The following is an 18,214-nucleotide window of genomic DNA, read 5'->3' as shown; positions in this document are numbered from 1 at the left end:
GGATTATATAAACTATTTGAATAATCGTGCGGTGAGGGAAATGTGGATATAAATCAATTGCGTTGTTTTGTCGCGGTGGGTAAAGAACTGCATTTCGGTCGGGCGGCACAAAGTATGGAAATGATGCCTGCATCACTTTCCCGCTTTATTCGCCTGCTGGAGGAGGATCTCGGCGTGCGCCTGTTAAACCGCTCAACGCGCAATGTTTCATTAACCGCCGAGGGAGCCCTGTTTTTTGACGAAGCGGGAAAACTGATCGATCAGTTTGATGCGCTGGCGCTGCGTTTTAAAGGCGGATTAAAAGATGAACGCCGGACATTACGCATTGGGGCTATCGATAGCGCCGCGCGCGGTTTAGTGCCGGCACTGCTGAATTTATTTGTGCCGCGTCATCCGCTGAGCGATATCCATATTATCGAAGATAAAACCCTTAACCTGATTCCTAAATTAAAATCCGGCTGGCTGGATATGATTATTATCCGTGCGCCGCAGCGCATGGATGCGTCACTGGCGCTGCGTTTTATTACCCGCGAAAGTTGCGTGCTGGCAGTGCCGCTGACGCATCCGCTGGCGGATAAAGCGCAGGTGACGGTGGCGGATTTTCAGCATGAAGCCATGATCATTCCCGACCGCCGCACCCGGCCGCACAGCCACGATCTCACCATCAGCCTGTTTAAGCAGGCCGGCCTGACGCCACATATCGCGCAATATGCCGAAGAGAAGCAAACCATTCTCAGCCTGGTGTCCGCCGGCCTCGGTCTGGCGGTGGTACCAGCCTCTTATCGCACCATGAACAGCGACAGCGTGCGCTATATCGCGCTGACGTTACCCGAGCAGATTAAAGGTTTGCCGCTGAGTATTGCGTGGCAGAAGGGCAATGAAGATCCGCTGTTGCGTGAAATGCTGCGCCTGCTGCATGACCACCGGCAGGAATTGATCGACAGGCTGTGAGGCTGCGCCAGAGCGCGCGCTGACGTTCTGTTTATTACTTTCATTCTGCAAGTGACTTGCAAAATGAAAGTTACTCTGCAACAGTATTCCGCAACCACTCCTTTGCGGACACTGATCGATGAAAAACCAACCTCTCTGTAATATGCCGTGCCCTATCGCGCGCAGCCTTGGACGCGTCGGCGACGGCTGGAGCATGCTGATCATGCGCGATGCGCTGGCCGGCTTTACCCGTTTTGATGAGTTTCAGAAAAGCAGCGGCGTGGCGCCCAATATTCTGTCGCGCCGGCTGAAAGAGCTGGTGGAGGATGGATTGCTGGCAAAGGTGTGTTACAGCGACACGCCGGCGCGCTACGAATACCACCTCACCGCAGCGGGCCGCGATTTTCGCACGGTAATACTGGCGCTGGCCGAGTGGGGCAGCACCCACTTTTCACCGGAAGGGCGGCAGATGCAGCTGGTTGAAAGCGCCACCCAGCGCCCGGTGACGCCGCAAATGGTCGACAGCGCCACCGGCCAGCCGCTCTCCAGTGACAAATACCAGATGGTGCCAGGCCCGGCGGCCAGCCCGATGATGCACTATCGCCAGCAGTATCTGGCGAGAAAGCGCGCGGGCGATACGGCGCAAAAATTCGCCCCGCAGACGGTGGCCGGGAACGAACCATGAGCCTGACGCGGAAAAAAGCGGCACTGCTGCTGATGCTGGCCTGCGGCGGCGTGGCGCTGGCAGGCTATGGCTATTACTGGTGGCACAGCGCGCGCTTTATGCCTTCGACCGATGATGCTTACGTCGGCGCGGATATCAGTGCGATTTCGGCCAAAGTGTCCGGCTATGTCCAGACCCTGGCGGTGCAGGATAATGCGGCGGTTAAAAAGGGCGACCTGCTGGTACAGCTGGATAACCGCGACTATCTGGCGGCGGTTGACCGTGCGGTGGGCGAAGTCGCCGCGCAGCAGGCGGCGCTGCAGGATATCGCCGCCACGCGTCAGCTCCAGCTGGCCACCATCGACGGCGCGCGTGCTGCACTGCTGGCGGCGCAGGCGGTGACGCAGAAAACCACCGCTGACCAGCGCCGCTATGACGCGCTGGTAAGCAGCGCTGCGGTGTCGCAGCAGATTCGCGATCATGCGCAGGCCGATTACCATCAGGCGCTGGCGCAGGAGGGCAAAACCCGTGCCGATCGCACGGTCGCCGAACGCCAGCTGCAAGTGCTGGATGCGCGCGAGCAGCAGACGCACGCCGCGCTGGCGCAGGCGCAGGCCGGCCTGGCGCTGGCGCAGCTCAATCTGGAATACACCGCTATCCGCGCGCCGTTTGATGGCGTGATCGGCAATCGCCGCGCCTGGGCTGGTTCGTATGTTAGCAGCGGCACGCAGCTGCTGTCGCTGGTGCCGGCGCAGGGGCTGTGGATTGACGCCAACTTCAAAGAGAGCCAGCTGGCGCACATGCAGCCAGGCCAGACGGCAACAATTGTCGCGGACGTGCTGCCGGGCCGCACCTTCAGCGGGCATGTCGCCAGCCTGTCGCCTGCGACCGGTTCGCGCTTCAGCATTCTGCCGGCGGAAAACGCCACCGGTAACTTCACTAAAATCGTCCAGCGCGTGCCGGTGCGCATTGCGCTGGATGGCGATGCGGCCACGCTCGGGCTGTTGCGGCCGGGGCTGTCGGTGACCGTTACCGTCGATGAGCGCAGCGCGCGATGAGCCGCGTGGCCGCCGCGCCGATCGCGCCCGCGCAGATGCCGGTCAGCCGGAAAGTTTTCGCCTTTGCCACCCTGTGCATCGGCATGTTTATCGCGCTGCTGGATATCCAGATCGTCTCAGCCTCGCTGCGTGACATTGGCGGGGGTTTATCGGCGGGCGATGATGAAACCGTGTGGGTGCAGACCAGCTACCTGATCGCCGAAATCATTATTATCCCGCTCTCCGGCTGGCTGGCCAGCGTGCTGTCCACGCGCTGGCTGTTCGCCGCCTCGGCCTGCGGTTTCACGCTGATGAGCCTGCTGTGCGGCTGGGCGTGGAACATTCAGAGCATGATTGCGTTCCGCGCGCTGCAGGGGCTGGCGGGCGGCTCAATGATCCCGCTGGTGTTTACCACCGCCTTCGCCTTTTTCCAGGGCCGGCAGCGGGTGATTGCCGCCGCGACCGTGGGCGCACTGGCGTCGCTGGCACCGACACTCGGCCCGACCGTTGGCGGCTGGATCACCGACAATTTCAGCTGGCACTGGCTGTTTTTTATCAACATTATTCCCGGTATTTACATCACCATTGCGGTTCCGCTGTTGGTGAACATCGATCAGCCCAACCGTGAACTGCTGCGCGGCGCGGATTATCTCAGCATCGTGCTGCTGGCGCTGTCGCTCGGCTGTCTGGAATATACACTGGAAGAGGGGCCGCGCTGGGGCTGGTTTGATGATGACACCATTGCCACCACCGGCTGGATTGCGCTGGCGGCGGGCGTGTTGTTTGTGATCCGCACGCTGCGGCATGCCAAACCGATCGTCGATTTACGCGCGCTGAAGGACCGCGACTTTAGCCTCGGCTGCTACTTCTCGTTTATGGCGGGCGTGGGGATCTTCGCCACCATTTATCTCACGCCACTGTTTCTCAGCCAGGTGCGCGGCTTCAGCGCACTGGAGACTGGACTGGCGATCTTTTCTACCGGGGTGTTTCAAATCCTGTCGATCCCGCTGTATGCCTGGCTGGCGAACCGCGTCGATCTGCGTATTTTGCTGGCGGCCGGGCTGATCTGTTTTGCGCTGTCGATGCATTTCTTTGTGCCGATTACCCATGACTGGGGCGCGAAGGAGTTACTGTTCCCGCAGGCGTTTCGCGGCATGGCGCAGCAGTTTGCCGTCGCGCCGACGGTGACGCTGACGCTGGGCAGTTTGCCACCGGCCCGCCTGAAGCTCGCGTCTGGCCTGTTCAATCTGATGCGCAACCTTGGCGGCGCGATTGGCATTGCCCTGTGCGGTACGGTGCTCAACGACCGCACCAACCTGCACTTTAGCCGGCTGGCGGATCATCTCAACAGCGCCAGCCTGACGCTGGGTGATTTTCTGCAGGGGCGCGCTCAGGCGCTGATGGCCAGCGGCCTGAGCCCGGATGCCGCGCATACGGCCGCGCTGCAGTCGCTGGCGGCGCTGACGCTGCGTGAAGCGCGCACCCAGGCTTTTTCCGACGCGTTCTGGCTGATCATGACAGGATTTTTCGTCGCGGCGCTGCTGGTGCCGTTACTGAAAAAGCCGCAAGGGTGAGCGCCAGATCGTAGTCCTTTAACGCTTACTCAGCGCTTCCCACAGGCCCAGCAGATAGGTGGTGCCCAGCGCGCGGTCGTACAAACCGTAGCCCGGCCGCCCGGTTTCACCCCAGATAAAGCGGCCGTGATCCGAACGGATATAGCCGTCAAAGCCGTTGTCATACATCGACTGCAGCACGTTATACATATCCAGCGAGCCGTACTCTGTCGGATGCGCGCACTCGTAGAAATCTTTATCGCGGATGATCTTGATGTTGCGCACGTGGGCAAACGGGATGCGCTTGCGGCGCGAGAATTCGGCCAGAATGGCATAGACATCGTTCTGTGGATCCTCGGCAATCGATCCGGTGCACAGCGTGATGCCGTTGGCTTCAGAATCGACGACGTTACAGATCCAGTCGAGATCGTCGCGGTTCTTCACCACGCGCGGCAGACCGAAGATCGAATACGGCGGATCGTCCGGGTGGATCGCCATCTTCACGCCCACCTCTTCACACACCGGGATCACCGCTTTGAGGAAATAGGCGAGGTTTTCGCGCAGCTTCGCGTCATCTACGTCCTGATATTTGGCAAACAGCTCCTGAATTTTTTCCAGCCGTTCCGGCTCCCAGCCCGGCAGCGCGAAGCCGTTGGCGCTGCCCAGCACCTCTTTCACCACCTCGTCGAGGCTTTTATCAATGCCCTGCTTCTCGAAGGCCATGGTGATGGAGCCATCCGGCAGCACGTAATTCATATCCGTCTTCATCCAGTCGAACACTGGCATGAAGTTGTAGCAGATCACTTTTACCCCGGCGGCCGCCAGGTTGCGGATGCTTTGCTGATAATTGGCGATGTAACGATCGCGACTCGGCAGGCCGATCTTGATGTCGTCATGAATGTTGACGCTCTCAATCACTTCAACCGTCAGTCCGGCCGCATGTACCTGATCGACCAGCGCCTGGATCTTCTCCTGCGGCCAGGTTTCGCCCACCGGCACATCGTACAGCGCGCCCACCACGCCGCGTACGCCCGGCACCTGGCGAATATATTCCAGCGAAACCTTATCTTCCTTCGGACCAAACCACCGCATTGTCAGCTGCATTATGTCATCCACCGTCATCGTGTCTGTATGATAAGTGTTAAACTACCATACTAGAATTCACAGAGGCAGCATTACGCAGCGACTAAGTCTTGATCCGCGTCACAGAACCGGGTTTATCCGCGCTGCGGCGGGTTACTGCGCCGTCACCAGCTGGTTGAAGTACTGCTTGTACTTGAACAGCTCCAGGTCCGAACGCAGCCCCAGTTTGCGCAGCGCGGTTTGCTTCTGACCGCTGATGGTTTTGCGGCTGCGCGCGTATTTACCGGCGATCTGCGTAATGCTCAACCCATCCAGATAGCAGCGAATCACCTCGATTTCGCGCGGACTCAGCTCGCGCAACAACAGGGTGATGTCGTCACCCGCCTGGCGCGGCGTCAGGTAGTCGTGCATTTCACGGTCGCTCTCCTGGAATTTATCCAGCTCCAGCATCATGTCCGGCGTCAGGAAACGCTTGCCGCGACAGATCTGATGAATGGCATCGATCAGCACTTCCTGATCGTGGCTTTTGCCGACAAATCCCTGCACGCCGGCTTTCAGCAACAGCTGAACAATCGCCGGTTTCTCCACCGCGGACGACACCAGAATCTTCAGCTGCGGATAGTGCAGGCGCAGCTGCTTCACCATTTGCAGCCCATCGAGCTGGTCTTCGCCCAGCATGTAATCCAGTACCAGAATGTCGATTGGGTGGCGCTGCAGGAAGGTCATCAGCTGCTGGCGCTGGGCAAAGGCCCCGGCCAGATCGAGCTGCGATTCCTGGGCTAAACGGTACTGCATGGCTTTACCGATCAGCGGATGATCGTCCAGCACGGCAATCTGCCAGATTGCGCTCTCTTTCATTAAATCACCTCTTCAGGAATGGGCGTTTCCAGGGCACGCAGGAACAGCGCATCCAGCTCGGCCACCGCCCCGGCGACCTCCGGCAGCAGCTGCTGTAATAGCGCACTATCTTGATGCTCCGCGGCCTGTTCGGCGGCGCGGCAGCGATGTTGTAAAGCCTCGGCGCGCAGCATTCGGGCACTGCCGAGTAGCTGATGCGCGGCGTGACGCGCCGAAGCAAAATTGTTCGCAGCCACCGCCTGCGTCAGCTGGGCGAGATCGTAGCTGTTCTGCTGGCGCGCGGTGGTCACCAGGTCGCGCCACGCCTGCGGATTATTGGCCGCCAGGTTCTCCAGCGTCAGCAGAGTATCGTCGCGCAGGTGATTCATCGGCGCGCCGGTGATCACCTGCAGCAGCTGCGCCCGCTCCAGCGGTTTGAACAGGCAGCCGTTCATGCCGGCGTCCTGCGCCAGTTGTGCCACGCGCTCTTCGGCCATGGCCGTCAGGCCGTAAACCGGCACCGCACGTCGCACCATGCGTTTCTCTTCGGCGCGCAGCTGGCGGGTGAATTCGAAGCCGTCCATCTCTGGCATGTTGCAATCGGTAATCACGCGATCCGGCTGATTCTCGCGCCACAGCGCCAGTGCGGCTGCACCGCTGTCGGCCACCAGCACATGGTGCCCGGCATAGCGCAGCTGCTGAGCCAGCAGCAGGCGGTTGGTGGCGTTGTCATCGACAATCAGAATGCGCAGCGCAGCCTGCTTTACGGGCTCTACCGGCTGCGGCAGCACGGGTTGCTCATGCGCAATACGCGCCGCTTCCGCGCGGAAGCGCAGCATAAACACGCTGCCGTCACCCGGTTCGCTCTCGACGTGCAGCTCGGTGCCGAGCATTACCGCCAGCCGGCGGCAGATATTCAGGCCCAGACCGGTGCCGCTGGCGCGATTGCTGCCCTGACCGACCTGGATAAACGGTTCGAAGATCGCCTGCTGCTGCTCTTCTGACAGGCCAACTCCGCTGTCGCTCACCTCCAGCACATACTCCGGCAGCGCGCTATCTGCCTGATACAGCGCCACTTCCACTGCGCCCTGCGAGGTAAACTTGATGGCGTTGCTCACCAGATTGGAGAGGATTTGCTTCAGCGCTACCGGGTCGAACAGCACCTGATCCTGCGTCAGCTCCAGCACAATATTCAGCTCAAGGCCTTTATTCAGCGCCACCTGGCGGAACAGCGCTTCGCAGTCATGTACCACTTCGCTGAGCGACATCGGCTGCAGCTGAATACTGAAATGACCGGACTCGATTTTTGCCAGGTCGAGAATATCGCCTACCAGCGACAGCAGCGATCGCGATGACTCCCAGGCGACATCAATATTTTTCTGCCGCTGCTGTGCGTCGCTTTGGCCGAGATGCTCAATCTCCAGCAGGCCAATCAGCGCCGCCAGCGGCGTGCGAATTTCATGGCTCATGTGCGACAGGAAGGTGCTTTTCGCTTCGCTGGCACGCACCGCAACTTCGTTGGCTTTACGCAGGTCGGCCATCAGCGCTTCGATATGCGCCAGCTGCTCGCTGATTTCACGCTCGTGCTCGCGCTGTTTCGCCAGCGAGGCTTTCAGCAGATGGTTACGCCACAGGAAAAACAGCAGGCCCAGTCCGGCCACGGCGACGATGCGCAGCATGTAGCTGCGATAGCTTTGCCACGAAGTGCTGGTGGCGGGTGGCGTGTATTTGATCCAGCGCTCCATCAGCGACTGCATGGTCGGCTGCGGAATATCGGACAGCGCTTTGTTGAGAATCGACAGCAGCACCTGATCCTGGCCATTGACCGCCATCGCCATACGGAACATCGGCAGCGGCGCGACAAAGGCGACTTTAAAGCTGTCACTGAAATGGTTGTTGAGCAGGAACAGCGACGACTCGTACGGCACGATAAAGCCATCCAGCTGCTTATCCAGCAACTGGCCGAGTGAATCGATCGACACGCCGTTTTCGACAAAGTTGATGCCCGGCCAGCGCTCGCGTAAATCGTAGCGATAATAGGCGCGCTCATAGATGCCGATGCGCTTGCCCGCCATCTCATCGAAGCTTTTCCAGGTGCTGTCTTTGCGCGTGACGACCACCCACGACGAGTAAATGTACGAACGGCTGTAGCGGATTTTGTCGTCCTGCTGCGCGGTGGCATCGCTGACGGCGATAATCGCATCGCGCTGGCGGTTGAGCGTGTCACGCATGTTGCTCAACCCCTGAATCGGGTTATAGCGGAAGCGAATGCCGGTGCGCTGTGAAATCATTTTCAGCAGGTCAACGCTCAGGCCGACCACGCGCTGCCGGTTATCAACGAAGGTAAACGGCGTGTGCGAGGGATCGTAGTTGACGGTGATTTCCCGGTGCTCTGCCAGCCACGCCGCCTCTTGTTCGCTCAGGTCGAGGGGATAATTTTTCACCACTGACTGATAATCCAGGCTCCAGGCTTCGGCAATCTGTACCGCGTTGCGCAGCGGAATGTTTTTCAGGATTTCATTAATGGCGTTGATCAGCGGCAGATTGGCGTGGTTGCTGGCAAAGCGCGCATCGACATCGTTGGTATACGGGGTGCTGTGCGCTTCAATCACGTTCTGTAAGCCGCGATGCGAGAGAAAGCGCTGGGTCGCGGTGTTGCTCCAGAACAGGGTGTTTTCACTAAAGGCGGTATCGGTGTAGGCCCACAGCGGCGGCGAGGCCGGTGCCAGCGTGGCGCGCGGGTAGCGTTTGTGCAGCAGCGCTTTGAGTTCGGCGTCACCGTAATAGAGCAGGCGATAGCGGCTATTTTTCAGTTCATTATCGAAGGTTGCGTTACGTTTACTGATTAACACGCTGCGCGCCAGTGAGTACGGCAGGCTCAGCGCCAGCTGCGTATCCTGATTGGCGGCCAGCGTGTAGTAAGGAATCAGATCGACTTCGCCGTCGTTGAGCGCATCCACCAGCTCCAGCCGGGTTTTATACACTTTTATTTTTACGGGCAGATTCAGCGCCTTCGCCACGATGGCCAGATAATCAGCCGAGAGACCTTCGTAGGTTTTGGCTTCAAACGACACGGAATAGGGCGGCAGCGGATTATTCCACACGCCGACGCGCAGTACCGAATGCTGTTTCAGCCACTGCTGGCTCTGCAGCGGCAGCGTCACTTCGGGTGCCACCAGACCATAGCGCGGCGAGAAATTTAACGTGGTTGCACCCCAGGCAGACAGGCAGAAGCCCAGTAACAGAATCATGCTGAGGATGCGTTTACTCACGGATGGTTTCACTCGTTGTGCCTGTTGCCTGCGCCGCCACGATGACTGCGCTTCTTCTCTGACGGCGCGTTGCGCGTCAGGCACCTTTCAACAGCGACACGTAATACAAGCAGAATTAAATCGCGCTTAAGAAATTTCTTAAAAACAAGAGAGAAAACGCCTGGGTGCCGGCCAGACGTGCCACCGCGCCGAAGCGAAGCGCGCTGCTATTTTTAGTAAGTGTAAGTTTTGTTTGCTGAAATTACCGCGTTGCTTCGCCATTCCTGCTGATCCCGGTGCAATTTCCCGACGCTAATCGCCTTTTCATTTGTTTTATTTACAGAATCTACCGTGCAGGCAAAATAACCCTTATTTTCTCTCCAGCGATCAACCATGTCCGAAGAAGCGCTGCGCCAGCAGATTCAGAACCTGAAAAAGCGCAATGCGCGGCTTAAGCGCCTGGCTCATGACGCGCGCAACAAGCTGAATGCGGCGCTGGACGGCACCGGCTTGTGCCTGTGGCAGCTGGATATTCCCAGCGGCAAGCTGGTGATTTTTAACCGGCGCTGGGGCGCGATGCTCGGCTTTCAGGCGAAAGAGACCAAAGCGCGCTTTGATGCCTGGCGCGAGTGCCTGCATCCGGAAGATGCCGATGAGGTGCTGCGCGCCTTTTACGATCACATTGAAGGGCGCGCGCCCTATTACGAGGCGCTGCACCGTATGATCGGCAAGAACGGCAAAATCACCTGGGTGTTGGATCGCGGACGCGTCAGCGAGTGGGACGAGCAGGGGAATCCGCTCAAAGTGACCGGCACCCACATCGACATGACCAAAGAGAAGAATTACGAAGCCCAGCTCTCCCTGCTGGCGCATCACGACCCGCTGACCGCGTTGCCCAACCGCCACGCGCTGCAGGCGCATTTCCGTCAGCTGCAACGCGCCGGGCCGCTGTGCGTGGCGTTTATCGACCTCGACAACTTCAAGCACGTCAATGACACGCTCGGCCATCGCAGTGGCGACGAGGTGCTGATTCAGCTCAGCCAGCGCATCCGCGATTTGCTGCCGTCAGAAGCTATCGTTGGCCGGCTGGGCGGCGATGAGTTTGTCCTGCTACTGCCGTTTTTGATTGAGTATCCGAAGGTGCGCATTCTGGCTCAGGCGGTGCTGGATGCGGCGCTGACGCCGTTTGATGTCGACAATGGTCATGCGAAGATTGGCGCCTCGATCGGTATCGCCCCGGTGCACCGGCGCGACAGCTTCGACGACGCGCTGACCCGGGCGGATGGCGCGATGTACCAGATTAAGAAGAACGGCAAGCAGGGCTTCGGCCTGGCAGGCAATATATCGGCGGGGTGAGGGCCAGCGCCCGCACCCCTTTCTCACTTAAAACGCGAAACAGGAACAGCCCAGCGCACCCCAGAACGCGTTGTTGTCTGACACCGGCACCGATGACTGGCGCGCCACATCATGCGCATGGCTGTGCACGCCGCAGGGGCCGCTGCACTGGTGTACCTGCGGCATCCGCGCGGCGCGACCGCTGGCCTGCGGCGGGGCGCTGCGGTAGTGACCAGGCACGGTGACCACCGGCGACCACTCCGGCAGCACCGGCACCGGCGGCGGTGCCAGCGGCGTAAAGCTGCCCGCGGCATACACCACGTCGCCATCCACCAGCGTCAGCACCGATTCAATGCCTTTGATCTCCTCTTCCGGCACGCTGAAGAAATCTTTCGACAGCAGCACCAGATCGGCCAGCTGGCCCACTTTGATCTCGCCTTTGGCGTTCTGCTCGCTGGAGAACCAGGCGCTGCCTTTGGTCCACAGCATCAGCGCGGTTTCGCGGTCGATGCGTGCATGGTCATCATACAGCTGCATCCCGCCGACGGTACGGCCTGATACCAGCCAGTACAGCGCGGTCCACGGGTTATAGCTGGCAACGCGGGTGGCATCGGTGCCCAGACCGACCGGCACGCCGGCCTCCAGCATGCGCGCCACCGGCGGCGTCTGCTTCGCGGCCTCTTTGCCGTAGCGATCGACAAAGTATTCCCCCTGGAAAGCCATGCGATGCTGCACTGCCAGACCGCCGCCGAGCGCTTTTACCCGCTCAATATTGGCTTCAGTGATGGTTTCCGCATGGTCAAAGAACCAGTGCAGGCCATTGAACGGAATGTCGCGGTTCACCTTCTCAAACACATCCAGCATGCGGCTGATTGATTCGTTATAGGTGGCGTGCAGGCGGAACGGCCAGCGATGCTCCACCAGATGACGTACCACGCGCTCCAGCTCATCTTCCATGCCGGGTGCCAGATCCGGGCGCGGTTCGAGGAAATCTTCGAAGTCCGCCGCCGAGAACACCAGCATTTCACCGGCACCGTTGTGGCGCAGGAAATTGGTGCCCTGGCCCGGCTTCAGCATATCCGTCCACTTTTCGAAATCTTCCAGTTCGTGGCCGGGACGCTGGGTAAACAGGTTATAGGCGATGCGCACCGTCAGCTGTTTTTTCGCGTGCAGTTCGGCGATCACGTCGTAATCGTCCGGGTAATTCTGGAAGCCGCCGCCGGCGTCAATGGCGCTGGTCAGACCGAGGCGGTTCAGCTCGCGCATAAACTGACGCGTCGAGTTAACCTGCTGTTCCAGCGGCAGCGTTGGCCCTTTCGCCAGCGTGGCGTACAGCAGCATGGCGTTAGGGCGGGCAATCAGCATGCCGGTAGGATTGCCATTGCTGTCGCGCTGGATTTCGCCGCCCGGCGGGTTCGGCGTCTCTTTGGTGTAGCCCACCACTTTCAGCGCAGCGCGATTCAGCAGCGCGCGGTCATACAGATGCAGAATGAAGACCGGCGTATCGGGCGCGGCGGCGTTGATTTCGTCCAGCGTCGGCATGCGGCGCTCAGCAAACTGGAACTCGCTCCAGCCCCCGACCACGCGCACCCACTGTGGTGATGGCGTCCGCAGTGCCTGCTCACGCAGCATGCGCAGCGCATCGGCCAGCGACGGCACGCCTTCCCAGCGCAGCTCAAGATTGTAGTTAAGGCCGCCGCGAATCAGGTGCAGGTGCGAATCGTTCAGGCCGGGAATGCCGGTGTGCCCTTTGGCGTCGATGATTTGCGTATCGCTGCCGGCAAAGCGCATGACCTCTGCTTCGCTGCCGACGGCGAGAAATTTGCCATCTTTAATGGCCACGGCGCTCGCCAGCGGATTTGCGCGATCGACGGTGTGAAACTTACCGTTGGTAAAAATCAGTGATGCGGTCGTCATTCTGTTCTCTCCGTTAAATTAAGCGTAGCGGCCCTGAGCCACCGTGTTAATGCGCGGTTAAAAATGCTTGCGCCGATGAGGAAAAAAATACGAAATGACAGCAGTTATTGATAACGGATTGTTTTTACGTTGTCGTTCAACTTTTTTTGCGGAGGGTAGGGAATGCGTTTAAATCTGGAGGCGCTGCTGATTCTGGATGCGCTCGATCGTCACGGCACCTTTGCCGCGGCGGCCGCGCGACTGTTTAAAACCGCGTCGGCGTTGAGCTATACGGTGCAGAAGATGGAGAGCGATTTGAAAATCACGCTGCTCGATCGCTCCGGCCATCGCGCCACGTTCACGCCGACCGGCCGGTTGATGCTGGAAAAAGGGCGGACGCTGCTGCGTGCGGTGAACGAGCTGGAGCAGCAGGCGCGCTACGTGGAGAGCGGCTGGGAGAGCCTGCTGACCATCAGCGTGGATGCTTCGCTGCCGTTCAGCATCCTCACGCCGCTGATTGACGAATTTTATCAGCAGCACCCGCACACCCAGCTGCAGTTCCGTCAGGACGTGCTGGCCGGCTGCTGGGAAGCGCTGCACTACGGCGAAGCGGACATTGTCTTTGGCGCGGTTCAGGAACCCGCCACGCGCAAAGAGATTGTCTGCCAGCCGCTGGGCTGGCTGGAGTATGTATTCGCTGTCGCACCCGACCATCCGCTGGCGACAGCGCCCGAACCGCTGCTGCGTGAACAGATCCGCCAGTATCGCGCGGTCACGGTGCATGATTCATCCCGCCACGGTGCCGGCATGGATTTACGTGTGCTGGATGAGCAGAAGACGCTGAGCGTGCATGATTTCCCCGCCAAGCTGCAGGCGCATCTCGCCGGGCTCGGCTGTGGTTATCTGCCGCTTTACCTGGCGCGCCCGCACCTGGCGAGCGGTGCGCTGGTGGCGCGCCAGCTGGACAGCGAGTGCCGGCGCGACATCGCCTATCTGGCGTGGAATGAGAGTGCCTGCGGTAACGCGGCCATCTGGTGGCGCGAGCGCCTGCCGACGCTGCCCGGCCTGCGTGACATCTACGCGCCAGCCTGATCACAGCGCAATATGATGGCTGACCTGCGGCGGTTCATCACCCTGATGGAACTGCAGCACCGCCTGCTGTAACTCAGCATCGGCGCGCGACACGCGCTGGTGCTGACGCAAATGCTCCTGCCATGATTCCACCATAAACCACTCCAGCAGCGCCCCGGCATCGTCGGTCTGCTCCATCAGTCCCCACGCATAGGCACCGTCACGGCGTCGCGCCTGCGCCAGTTTGTGCATGGCGTGCTGGAAAGCGGCGCGATCGGCCTGCGGTACGCGGTAGCGAATCTGGATCAGTACGGCGCCACGGCGGATATCCACCGCATCGCTGACCACCGGTTCAGCCCAGTGCTGCGCCGGCTGCAGATCCGCTTCGCCTGCCGGCAGCGCCAGCCGTTTCGCCAGCAGCGCCGTGATGAGCAGCGCCGCGCCGGCCAGCATCAGCGTTGACGCCAGACCCATGTGCTGGGCGATCAGGCCCCAGGCCAGACTGCCGCCCGCCAGCGTGCCGTTGAACACCATCAGGTAGACCGCCAGCCCGCGCCCGCGTACCCAGTCGGGCAGTACCGCCTGCGCCACGCCGTTGAGGGTCGTCAGCGCGATGATCCAGCCGGTGCCCAGGACCAGCATTAGCAGCAGCGCCAGCCATTGCGGCGGGCTGAGCGCCAGCGCCACCATGACCAGCGCGCTGAGCACGGCGGAGAGCAGCATCAGTCCGTCATGGCTCAGCCGGGCACGCAGGCGCGGCAGCAGCAGCGCGCCGGCAATGGCACCGGCCCCGACGGCGCCGAGCAGCAAGCCGTAAAAGCCTGCGCTGCCGTGCAGCATAGTGCGCGCCACCAGCGGCAGCAGCGCCCAGATGGCACTGGCGAAGGCAAAATACAGCGCAGCGCGTAACAGCACGCGGTGCAGTTCGCGGCTGGCCTTCACATAGCGCAGCCCGGCGCGGAAAGCGCCGAAGAAGTGCTCATTCAGCCCGCTAGCCGCCTTCGCCGGACGTTTCCACCACAGCAGCGCGGCGATGACGAAAAAATAACTGGCGACATCGGCACCGTAAGCGGCCATAGCGCCTAAACTTGCCAGCAGCAGACCGCCGGTCGCCGGGCCAATTGCCCGGGCGATATTGATGCCCAGCGAGTTGAGCGCGACGGCATTTTTCAGTTCATGGCGCGGCACCAGCTCCGGCACGATGGCCTGCCACGCCGGGCCAAACAGCGCCGCGCCGATGCCGCCGACAAAGGTCAGGCCGATCAGCCACTCGACGGTGAGCCAGTGGTTGTGCGACAGCAGCAGTAGCGTGCCGCTGACGCTGGCCATCAGCAGCTGCACCACAATCAGCAGGCGGCGGCGGTCAACAATATCCGACAGTACGCCAGCTGGCAGCGCCAGCAGGAACACCGGCAGCGTGGCGGCGGTTTGCATCAGCGCGACGGCGGTTGGATTATCGGACAGTCCGGTAATCAGCCAGGCGCTGGCGACGTCACGGATAAAGCTACCGGTATTGCCGAGCACCGAAGCGCTCCAGATCACGGCGAAAAGCCCGTAGGCGAAAGGGGAAAACGCGCCGCTGCGCGCTGTTTGTGGATGTGGCTGGTTCATCAGGCTGTTCCTGTCAGTGTGCGATGAGAGCACGATACGAAGCTCGCCCGTCAGGAGATAGCGGAAAAAATCGGCCAACTTGTACAAGGATTTTTGACGGCAGGGCTTAGCAAAAATCTTTGCACAAGTTGTCAAAATCTCTGCTTTAGGTTTTTCCATCATCCCGCGCTAGTTTGATTGCCAGACACAACATCACTGACTAACGGAGAAAAAACATGAGCACATTCAAGACTAAAGACGGCGTAAACCTGTACTTCAAAGACTGGGGCAAGGGTCAGCCGGTGCTGTTCAGCCACGGCTGGCCGCTGGATGCCGATATGTGGGACAGCCAGCTCAACTTCCTCGCCGAGCGCGGCTACCGCGTCATCGCCTTTGACCGCCGCGGCTTTGGTCGCTCCGATCAGCCGTGGGAAGGCTACGATTACGACACCTTCGCCGACGATATTCACGGTCTGATTGAGCATCTGCAATTGGATGAAGTGACGCTGGTGGGCTTCTCGATGGGCGGCGGAGATGTGTCGCGCTACATCGGCCGCTATGGCACCGCGAAAGTGAAAGGGCTGGTGCTGCTGGGCGCCGTCACGCCGATCTTTGGTAAAACCGACGATCACCCGGAAGGGGTGGAATCAGCGGTGTTTGATGGGATCAAAGCGGGCTTGCTGAAGGATCGGGCGCAGTTTATCAAAGAGTTTGCCACGCCGTTTTACGGCACCAACGCGGGCCAGACGGTTTCCGATGGCGTACTGACGCAGACGCTGAACATTGCGCTGCTGGCGTCGCTGAAAGGTACGCTGGATTGCGTGACCGCGTTCTCTGAGACGGATTTCCGTGCGGATATTGCGAAGGTGGATGTGCCGACGCTGGTGATTCACGGCAGTAACGACCAAATCGTGCCGTTTGAAGCTACCGGTAAGCTGGTGCACGAGATGATTGCGGGTTCACAGCTGAAGGTGTACGAGAATGGCCCGCACGGGTTTGCTGTGACGCATCAGGACCAGCTGAATGCGGATCTGCTGGCGTTTTTGCAGGGGAATTAAGGGGGAAGGTGCGTTTTTCCCCCCTCACCCTCACCCTAACCCTCTCCCGCTCGCGGGAGAGGGGACCGATCGAGCGGGGATTAGCTCTTGAATTAACCTGGGCTGTCTCAGTCCTGCATATGGCAGCGTTTCCCTCTCCCGTGGGAGAGGGCCAGGGTGAGGGCATCAGGCCGCAGTATCCCGCATCAGACCGCAGTATCCCGCTTCAGTCCGCCAGCAAATGTCCGTACATCGCCAGCAGGCGGCGGGTGACGCCGTTGGTCCAGCCGAAGCCATCCTGCAGCGGATACTCACCGCCACCACCTGGGCGGGCGCGATCGCCGCTGATATCGTACTTCTCAACCAGCTTGTGGTGCAGCGAATAGAAGTTCTTCACCGTGGTCAGCCAGTTGACCGCAATTTCCGTGGCCAGCGTCTCTTCACCGTAGTGATTCAGCCCGACCACCGCCATCCACTGCAGCGGTGCCCAGCCGTTGGGTTTGTCCCACTGCTCGCCGCTCTCGACCATTGAGGTCACCAGACCGCCCTGCGTGAGCAGCAGCTGACGCAGCGCGACCGCCTGCAGGTGCGCCTGCTCCGGTGATGCCAGACCCAGGAACAGCGGCACCACCGCCGCCGCGGTAAAGGCGCCAAAGCGCTCACGCCGCCAGTCGTAATCGCGGTATACGCCTGCGGTGTTATCCCACAGATAACGATTGATCGCCTGCTTGCGCGCATCCGCTTTTTTCTGCCATGCCAGACCGGTGAGTTCTTCGCCTTTGGCATGCGCCAGCGTTGAAATCATCAGCTCCAGCTTGTAGAGAAACGCATTCAAATCCACCGGGATAAACTGCGTGGTGCGAATGCTGGCCAGCCGCTGTGGATCGCGCAACCAGCGCGAGGAATAATCCCAGCCGGAAGCCGCGCCAGCGCGCAGATCGCGATAAACCTCGCTGGCCGGACGACGCGATTTGCTGGCGGTTTCCACATCTTCCATCCACGACTCATCGCGTGGCGTGTCGCGATCGTCCCAATAGCGGTTAAGCAGCGAACCGTCCGGCATGCGCACCACGTGGCGATAGGCCTGATGCGGCATCAGCTCGCCAGCGCCGTCCATCCAGAACTGATACTCTTTCATCAGCTGGTCAAGGTAGCGTTTGGCACCGCGAATACCGTCCTCTTCAAACAGTTCAACCATCAGCGCAAACACTGGCGGCTGCGAACGGCTGAGATAATAGGTGCGGTTGCCATTAGGCACGTGACCGTAGTTATCGATCAGCCAGGCGAAGTTGTCCGCCATGTGACGCAGCAAATCGTCGCGGCCCGCTTCGGCCAGGCCGAGCATGCTGAAGTAAGAGTCCCAGTAGTAGGTTTCACCAAAACGCCCGCCGGGCACCACGTAAGGCTTCGGCAGCGGCAGCAGCGATGAGTGCGGTAAATGCTGCTGCGGCATTTTAGTTAACACCGGCCACAGGTCATCAATATGCTCCGTCAGAGTTTTATCCGGATTGGAGACATAAAAACTCTCGTTGACCTGCGGTAAATAAAAATGCTCGTGGACAAATTTTTCCAGGTCAAACTCTGCCGTCCGTTTGCGACGGCGATAGCGGATTAAAATATCCAGCGGATCGAATTTGGGTGCGCAGTCCGGAAACGTTTTGCTGTCGGCAAAAATACGTGACGTCTGCACGTGCTCAAACAGCTCCAGATAGCGATCGGCAGGCGTCAGCGCATCCGGCGCAGGCAGGCCTTCGATCAGCTCGGGTTCCGGCTCCGAATCCTGCATACCTTCGCGGATAAATTCGTGAGGATCGTATTGATACCCCAGATCAGCATGGGCTTCGTGTTCCCCGAAAGCTTGACGTTGCTGGTGGTTAGTATTAATAGCGGCCTCCTGAAATTGCCTGGTTGCTCAAAGGACAAATTATAG

At 60.1% G+C, this 18,214-nt stretch carries 13 protein-coding genes; 7 read left to right on the top strand and 6 right to left on the bottom strand.

Annotated features, from left to right (window positions below; genetic code table 11):
• The first annotated feature begins 42 nt into the window (after positions 1-42).
• The 4 genes from MXF20_RS08045 to MXF20_RS08030 all read left to right on the top strand — a co-directional run bounded on the left by MXF20_RS08045 (position 43) and on the right by MXF20_RS08030 (position 4,205).
• Positions 43-951: a LysR family transcriptional regulator gene (locus MXF20_RS08045; protein ID WP_031279716.1), complete on the top strand. Its 909-nt coding sequence runs from the start codon at positions 43-45 to the stop codon at positions 949-951.
• Positions 952-1,069: 118 nt separating this feature from the next.
• Positions 1,070-1,615 carry a helix-turn-helix domain-containing protein gene (locus MXF20_RS08040; protein ID WP_325968694.1) on the top strand — a complete coding sequence of 182 codons (546 nt, stop codon included), beginning with the start codon at positions 1,070-1,072 and terminating at the stop codon, positions 1,613-1,615.
• Positions 1,612-2,652 (top strand): HlyD family secretion protein, encoded by a 1,041-nt coding sequence (locus MXF20_RS08035; protein WP_325968693.1) that lies wholly within the window; start codon positions 1,612-1,614, stop codon positions 2,650-2,652. The genes MXF20_RS08040 and MXF20_RS08035 overlap by 4 nt, the downstream gene beginning before the upstream one ends.
• On the top strand, positions 2,649-4,205 hold the full coding sequence (locus MXF20_RS08030; RefSeq protein WP_325968691.1) for a DHA2 family efflux MFS transporter permease subunit: 1,557 nt from the start codon (positions 2,649-2,651) through the stop codon (positions 4,203-4,205). Before MXF20_RS08035 ends, MXF20_RS08030 begins: the two co-directional genes overlap by 4 nt.
• An 18-nt stretch (positions 4,206-4,223) precedes the next feature.
• On the opposite strand, the gene uxuA is transcribed toward MXF20_RS08030, so the two are convergent.
• The 3 genes from uxuA to MXF20_RS08015 all read right to left on the bottom strand — a co-directional run bounded on the left by uxuA (position 4,224) and on the right by MXF20_RS08015 (position 9,388).
• Positions 4,224-5,288, bottom strand: a complete 1,065-nt coding sequence (gene uxuA, locus MXF20_RS08025) for a mannonate dehydratase (RefSeq protein WP_325968689.1) — start codon at positions 5,286-5,288, stop codon at positions 4,224-4,226.
• A gap of 132 nt (positions 5,289-5,420) precedes the next feature.
• Positions 5,421-6,125 (bottom strand): response regulator transcription factor, encoded by a 705-nt coding sequence (locus tag MXF20_RS08020; protein ID WP_021507618.1) that lies wholly within the window; start codon positions 6,123-6,125, stop codon positions 5,421-5,423.
• A complete protein-coding gene (locus tag MXF20_RS08015; protein ID WP_325968688.1) occupies positions 6,125-9,388 on the bottom strand; it encodes a transporter substrate-binding domain-containing protein in 3,264 nt (1,087 codons plus the stop codon). The genes MXF20_RS08020 and MXF20_RS08015 overlap by 1 nt, the downstream gene beginning before the upstream one ends.
• Positions 9,389-9,748: 360 nt before the next feature.
• Between MXF20_RS08015 and MXF20_RS08010 the strand changes: the two genes are divergently transcribed.
• Entirely contained in the window at positions 9,749-10,711 is a 963-nt protein-coding gene (locus MXF20_RS08010) for a sensor domain-containing diguanylate cyclase (protein ID WP_325968687.1), read from the top strand.
• Positions 10,712-10,738: 27 nt separating this feature from the next.
• Here the strand turns inward: MXF20_RS08010 and MXF20_RS08005 are convergent, their stop codons facing one another.
• On the bottom strand, positions 10,739-12,607 hold the full coding sequence (locus MXF20_RS08005; RefSeq protein WP_325968685.1) for an amidohydrolase: 1,869 nt from the start codon (positions 12,605-12,607) through the stop codon (positions 10,739-10,741).
• A gap of 162 nt (positions 12,608-12,769) precedes the next feature.
• On the opposite strand from MXF20_RS08005, the gene MXF20_RS08000 reads away from it, so the two are divergent.
• A complete protein-coding gene (locus tag MXF20_RS08000; protein WP_325968684.1) occupies positions 12,770-13,678 on the top strand; it encodes a LysR family transcriptional regulator in 909 nt (302 codons plus the stop codon).
• On the opposite strand, the gene MXF20_RS07995 is transcribed toward MXF20_RS08000, so the two are convergent.
• Positions 13,679-15,268: an MFS transporter gene (locus MXF20_RS07995; protein ID WP_325968682.1), complete on the bottom strand. Its 1,590-nt coding sequence runs from the start codon at positions 15,266-15,268 to the stop codon at positions 13,679-13,681.
• Between the two features lie 215 nt (positions 15,269-15,483).
• Between MXF20_RS07995 and MXF20_RS07990 the strand changes: the two genes are divergently transcribed.
• On the top strand, positions 15,484-16,305 hold the full coding sequence (locus tag MXF20_RS07990; protein ID WP_282995922.1) for an alpha/beta fold hydrolase: 822 nt from the start codon (positions 15,484-15,486) through the stop codon (positions 16,303-16,305).
• A gap of 205 nt (positions 16,306-16,510) precedes the next feature.
• On the opposite strand, the gene treF is transcribed toward MXF20_RS07990, so the two are convergent.
• Positions 16,511-18,169 carry an alpha,alpha-trehalase TreF gene (gene treF / locus MXF20_RS07985; RefSeq protein ID WP_325968977.1) on the bottom strand — a complete coding sequence of 553 codons (1,659 nt, stop codon included), beginning with the start codon at positions 18,167-18,169 and terminating at the stop codon, positions 16,511-16,513.
• Between the last annotated feature and the right edge of the window lie 45 nt (positions 18,170-18,214).

Origin of the sequence: Pantoea dispersa (assembly GCF_035783935.1) — a bacterium.
Classification (GTDB): domain Bacteria; phylum Pseudomonadota; class Gammaproteobacteria; order Enterobacterales; family Enterobacteriaceae; genus Pantoea; species Pantoea dispersa_C.
The sequence above is the reverse complement of the archived record's forward strand: the minus strand, read 5'-3'. Positions and strand labels throughout refer to the sequence as shown.

What these genes read in the sequence shown, in the direction of transcription:
- MXF20_RS08020 (WP_021507618.1), bottom strand. Translation starts at nt 6,125, where the DNA reads ATGAAAGAGAGCGCAATCTGGCAGATTGCCGTGCTGGACGATCATCCG.
- MXF20_RS08005 (WP_325968685.1), bottom strand. Translation starts at nt 12,607, where the DNA reads ATGACGACCGCATCACTGATTTTTACCAACGGTAAGTTTCACACCGTC.
- MXF20_RS08010 (WP_325968687.1), top strand. Translation starts at nt 9,749, where the DNA reads ATGTCCGAAGAAGCGCTGCGCCAGCAGATTCAGAACCTGAAAAAGCGC.
- MXF20_RS08035 (WP_325968693.1), top strand. Translation starts at nt 1,612, where the DNA reads ATGAGCCTGACGCGGAAAAAAGCGGCACTGCTGCTGATGCTGGCCTGC.
- MXF20_RS08030 (WP_325968691.1), top strand. Translation starts at nt 2,649, where the DNA reads ATGAGCCGCGTGGCCGCCGCGCCGATCGCGCCCGCGCAGATGCCGGTC.
- MXF20_RS07995 (WP_325968682.1), bottom strand. Translation starts at nt 15,268, where the DNA reads ATGAACCAGCCACATCCACAAACAGCGCGCAGCGGCGCGTTTTCCCCT.
- MXF20_RS08040 (WP_325968694.1), top strand. Translation starts at nt 1,070, where the DNA reads ATGAAAAACCAACCTCTCTGTAATATGCCGTGCCCTATCGCGCGCAGC.
- MXF20_RS07990 (WP_282995922.1), top strand. Translation starts at nt 15,484, where the DNA reads ATGAGCACATTCAAGACTAAAGACGGCGTAAACCTGTACTTCAAAGAC.
- MXF20_RS08000 (WP_325968684.1), top strand. Translation starts at nt 12,770, where the DNA reads ATGCGTTTAAATCTGGAGGCGCTGCTGATTCTGGATGCGCTCGATCGT.
- uxuA (WP_325968689.1), bottom strand. Translation starts at nt 5,288, where the DNA reads ATGCAGCTGACAATGCGGTGGTTTGGTCCGAAGGAAGATAAGGTTTCG.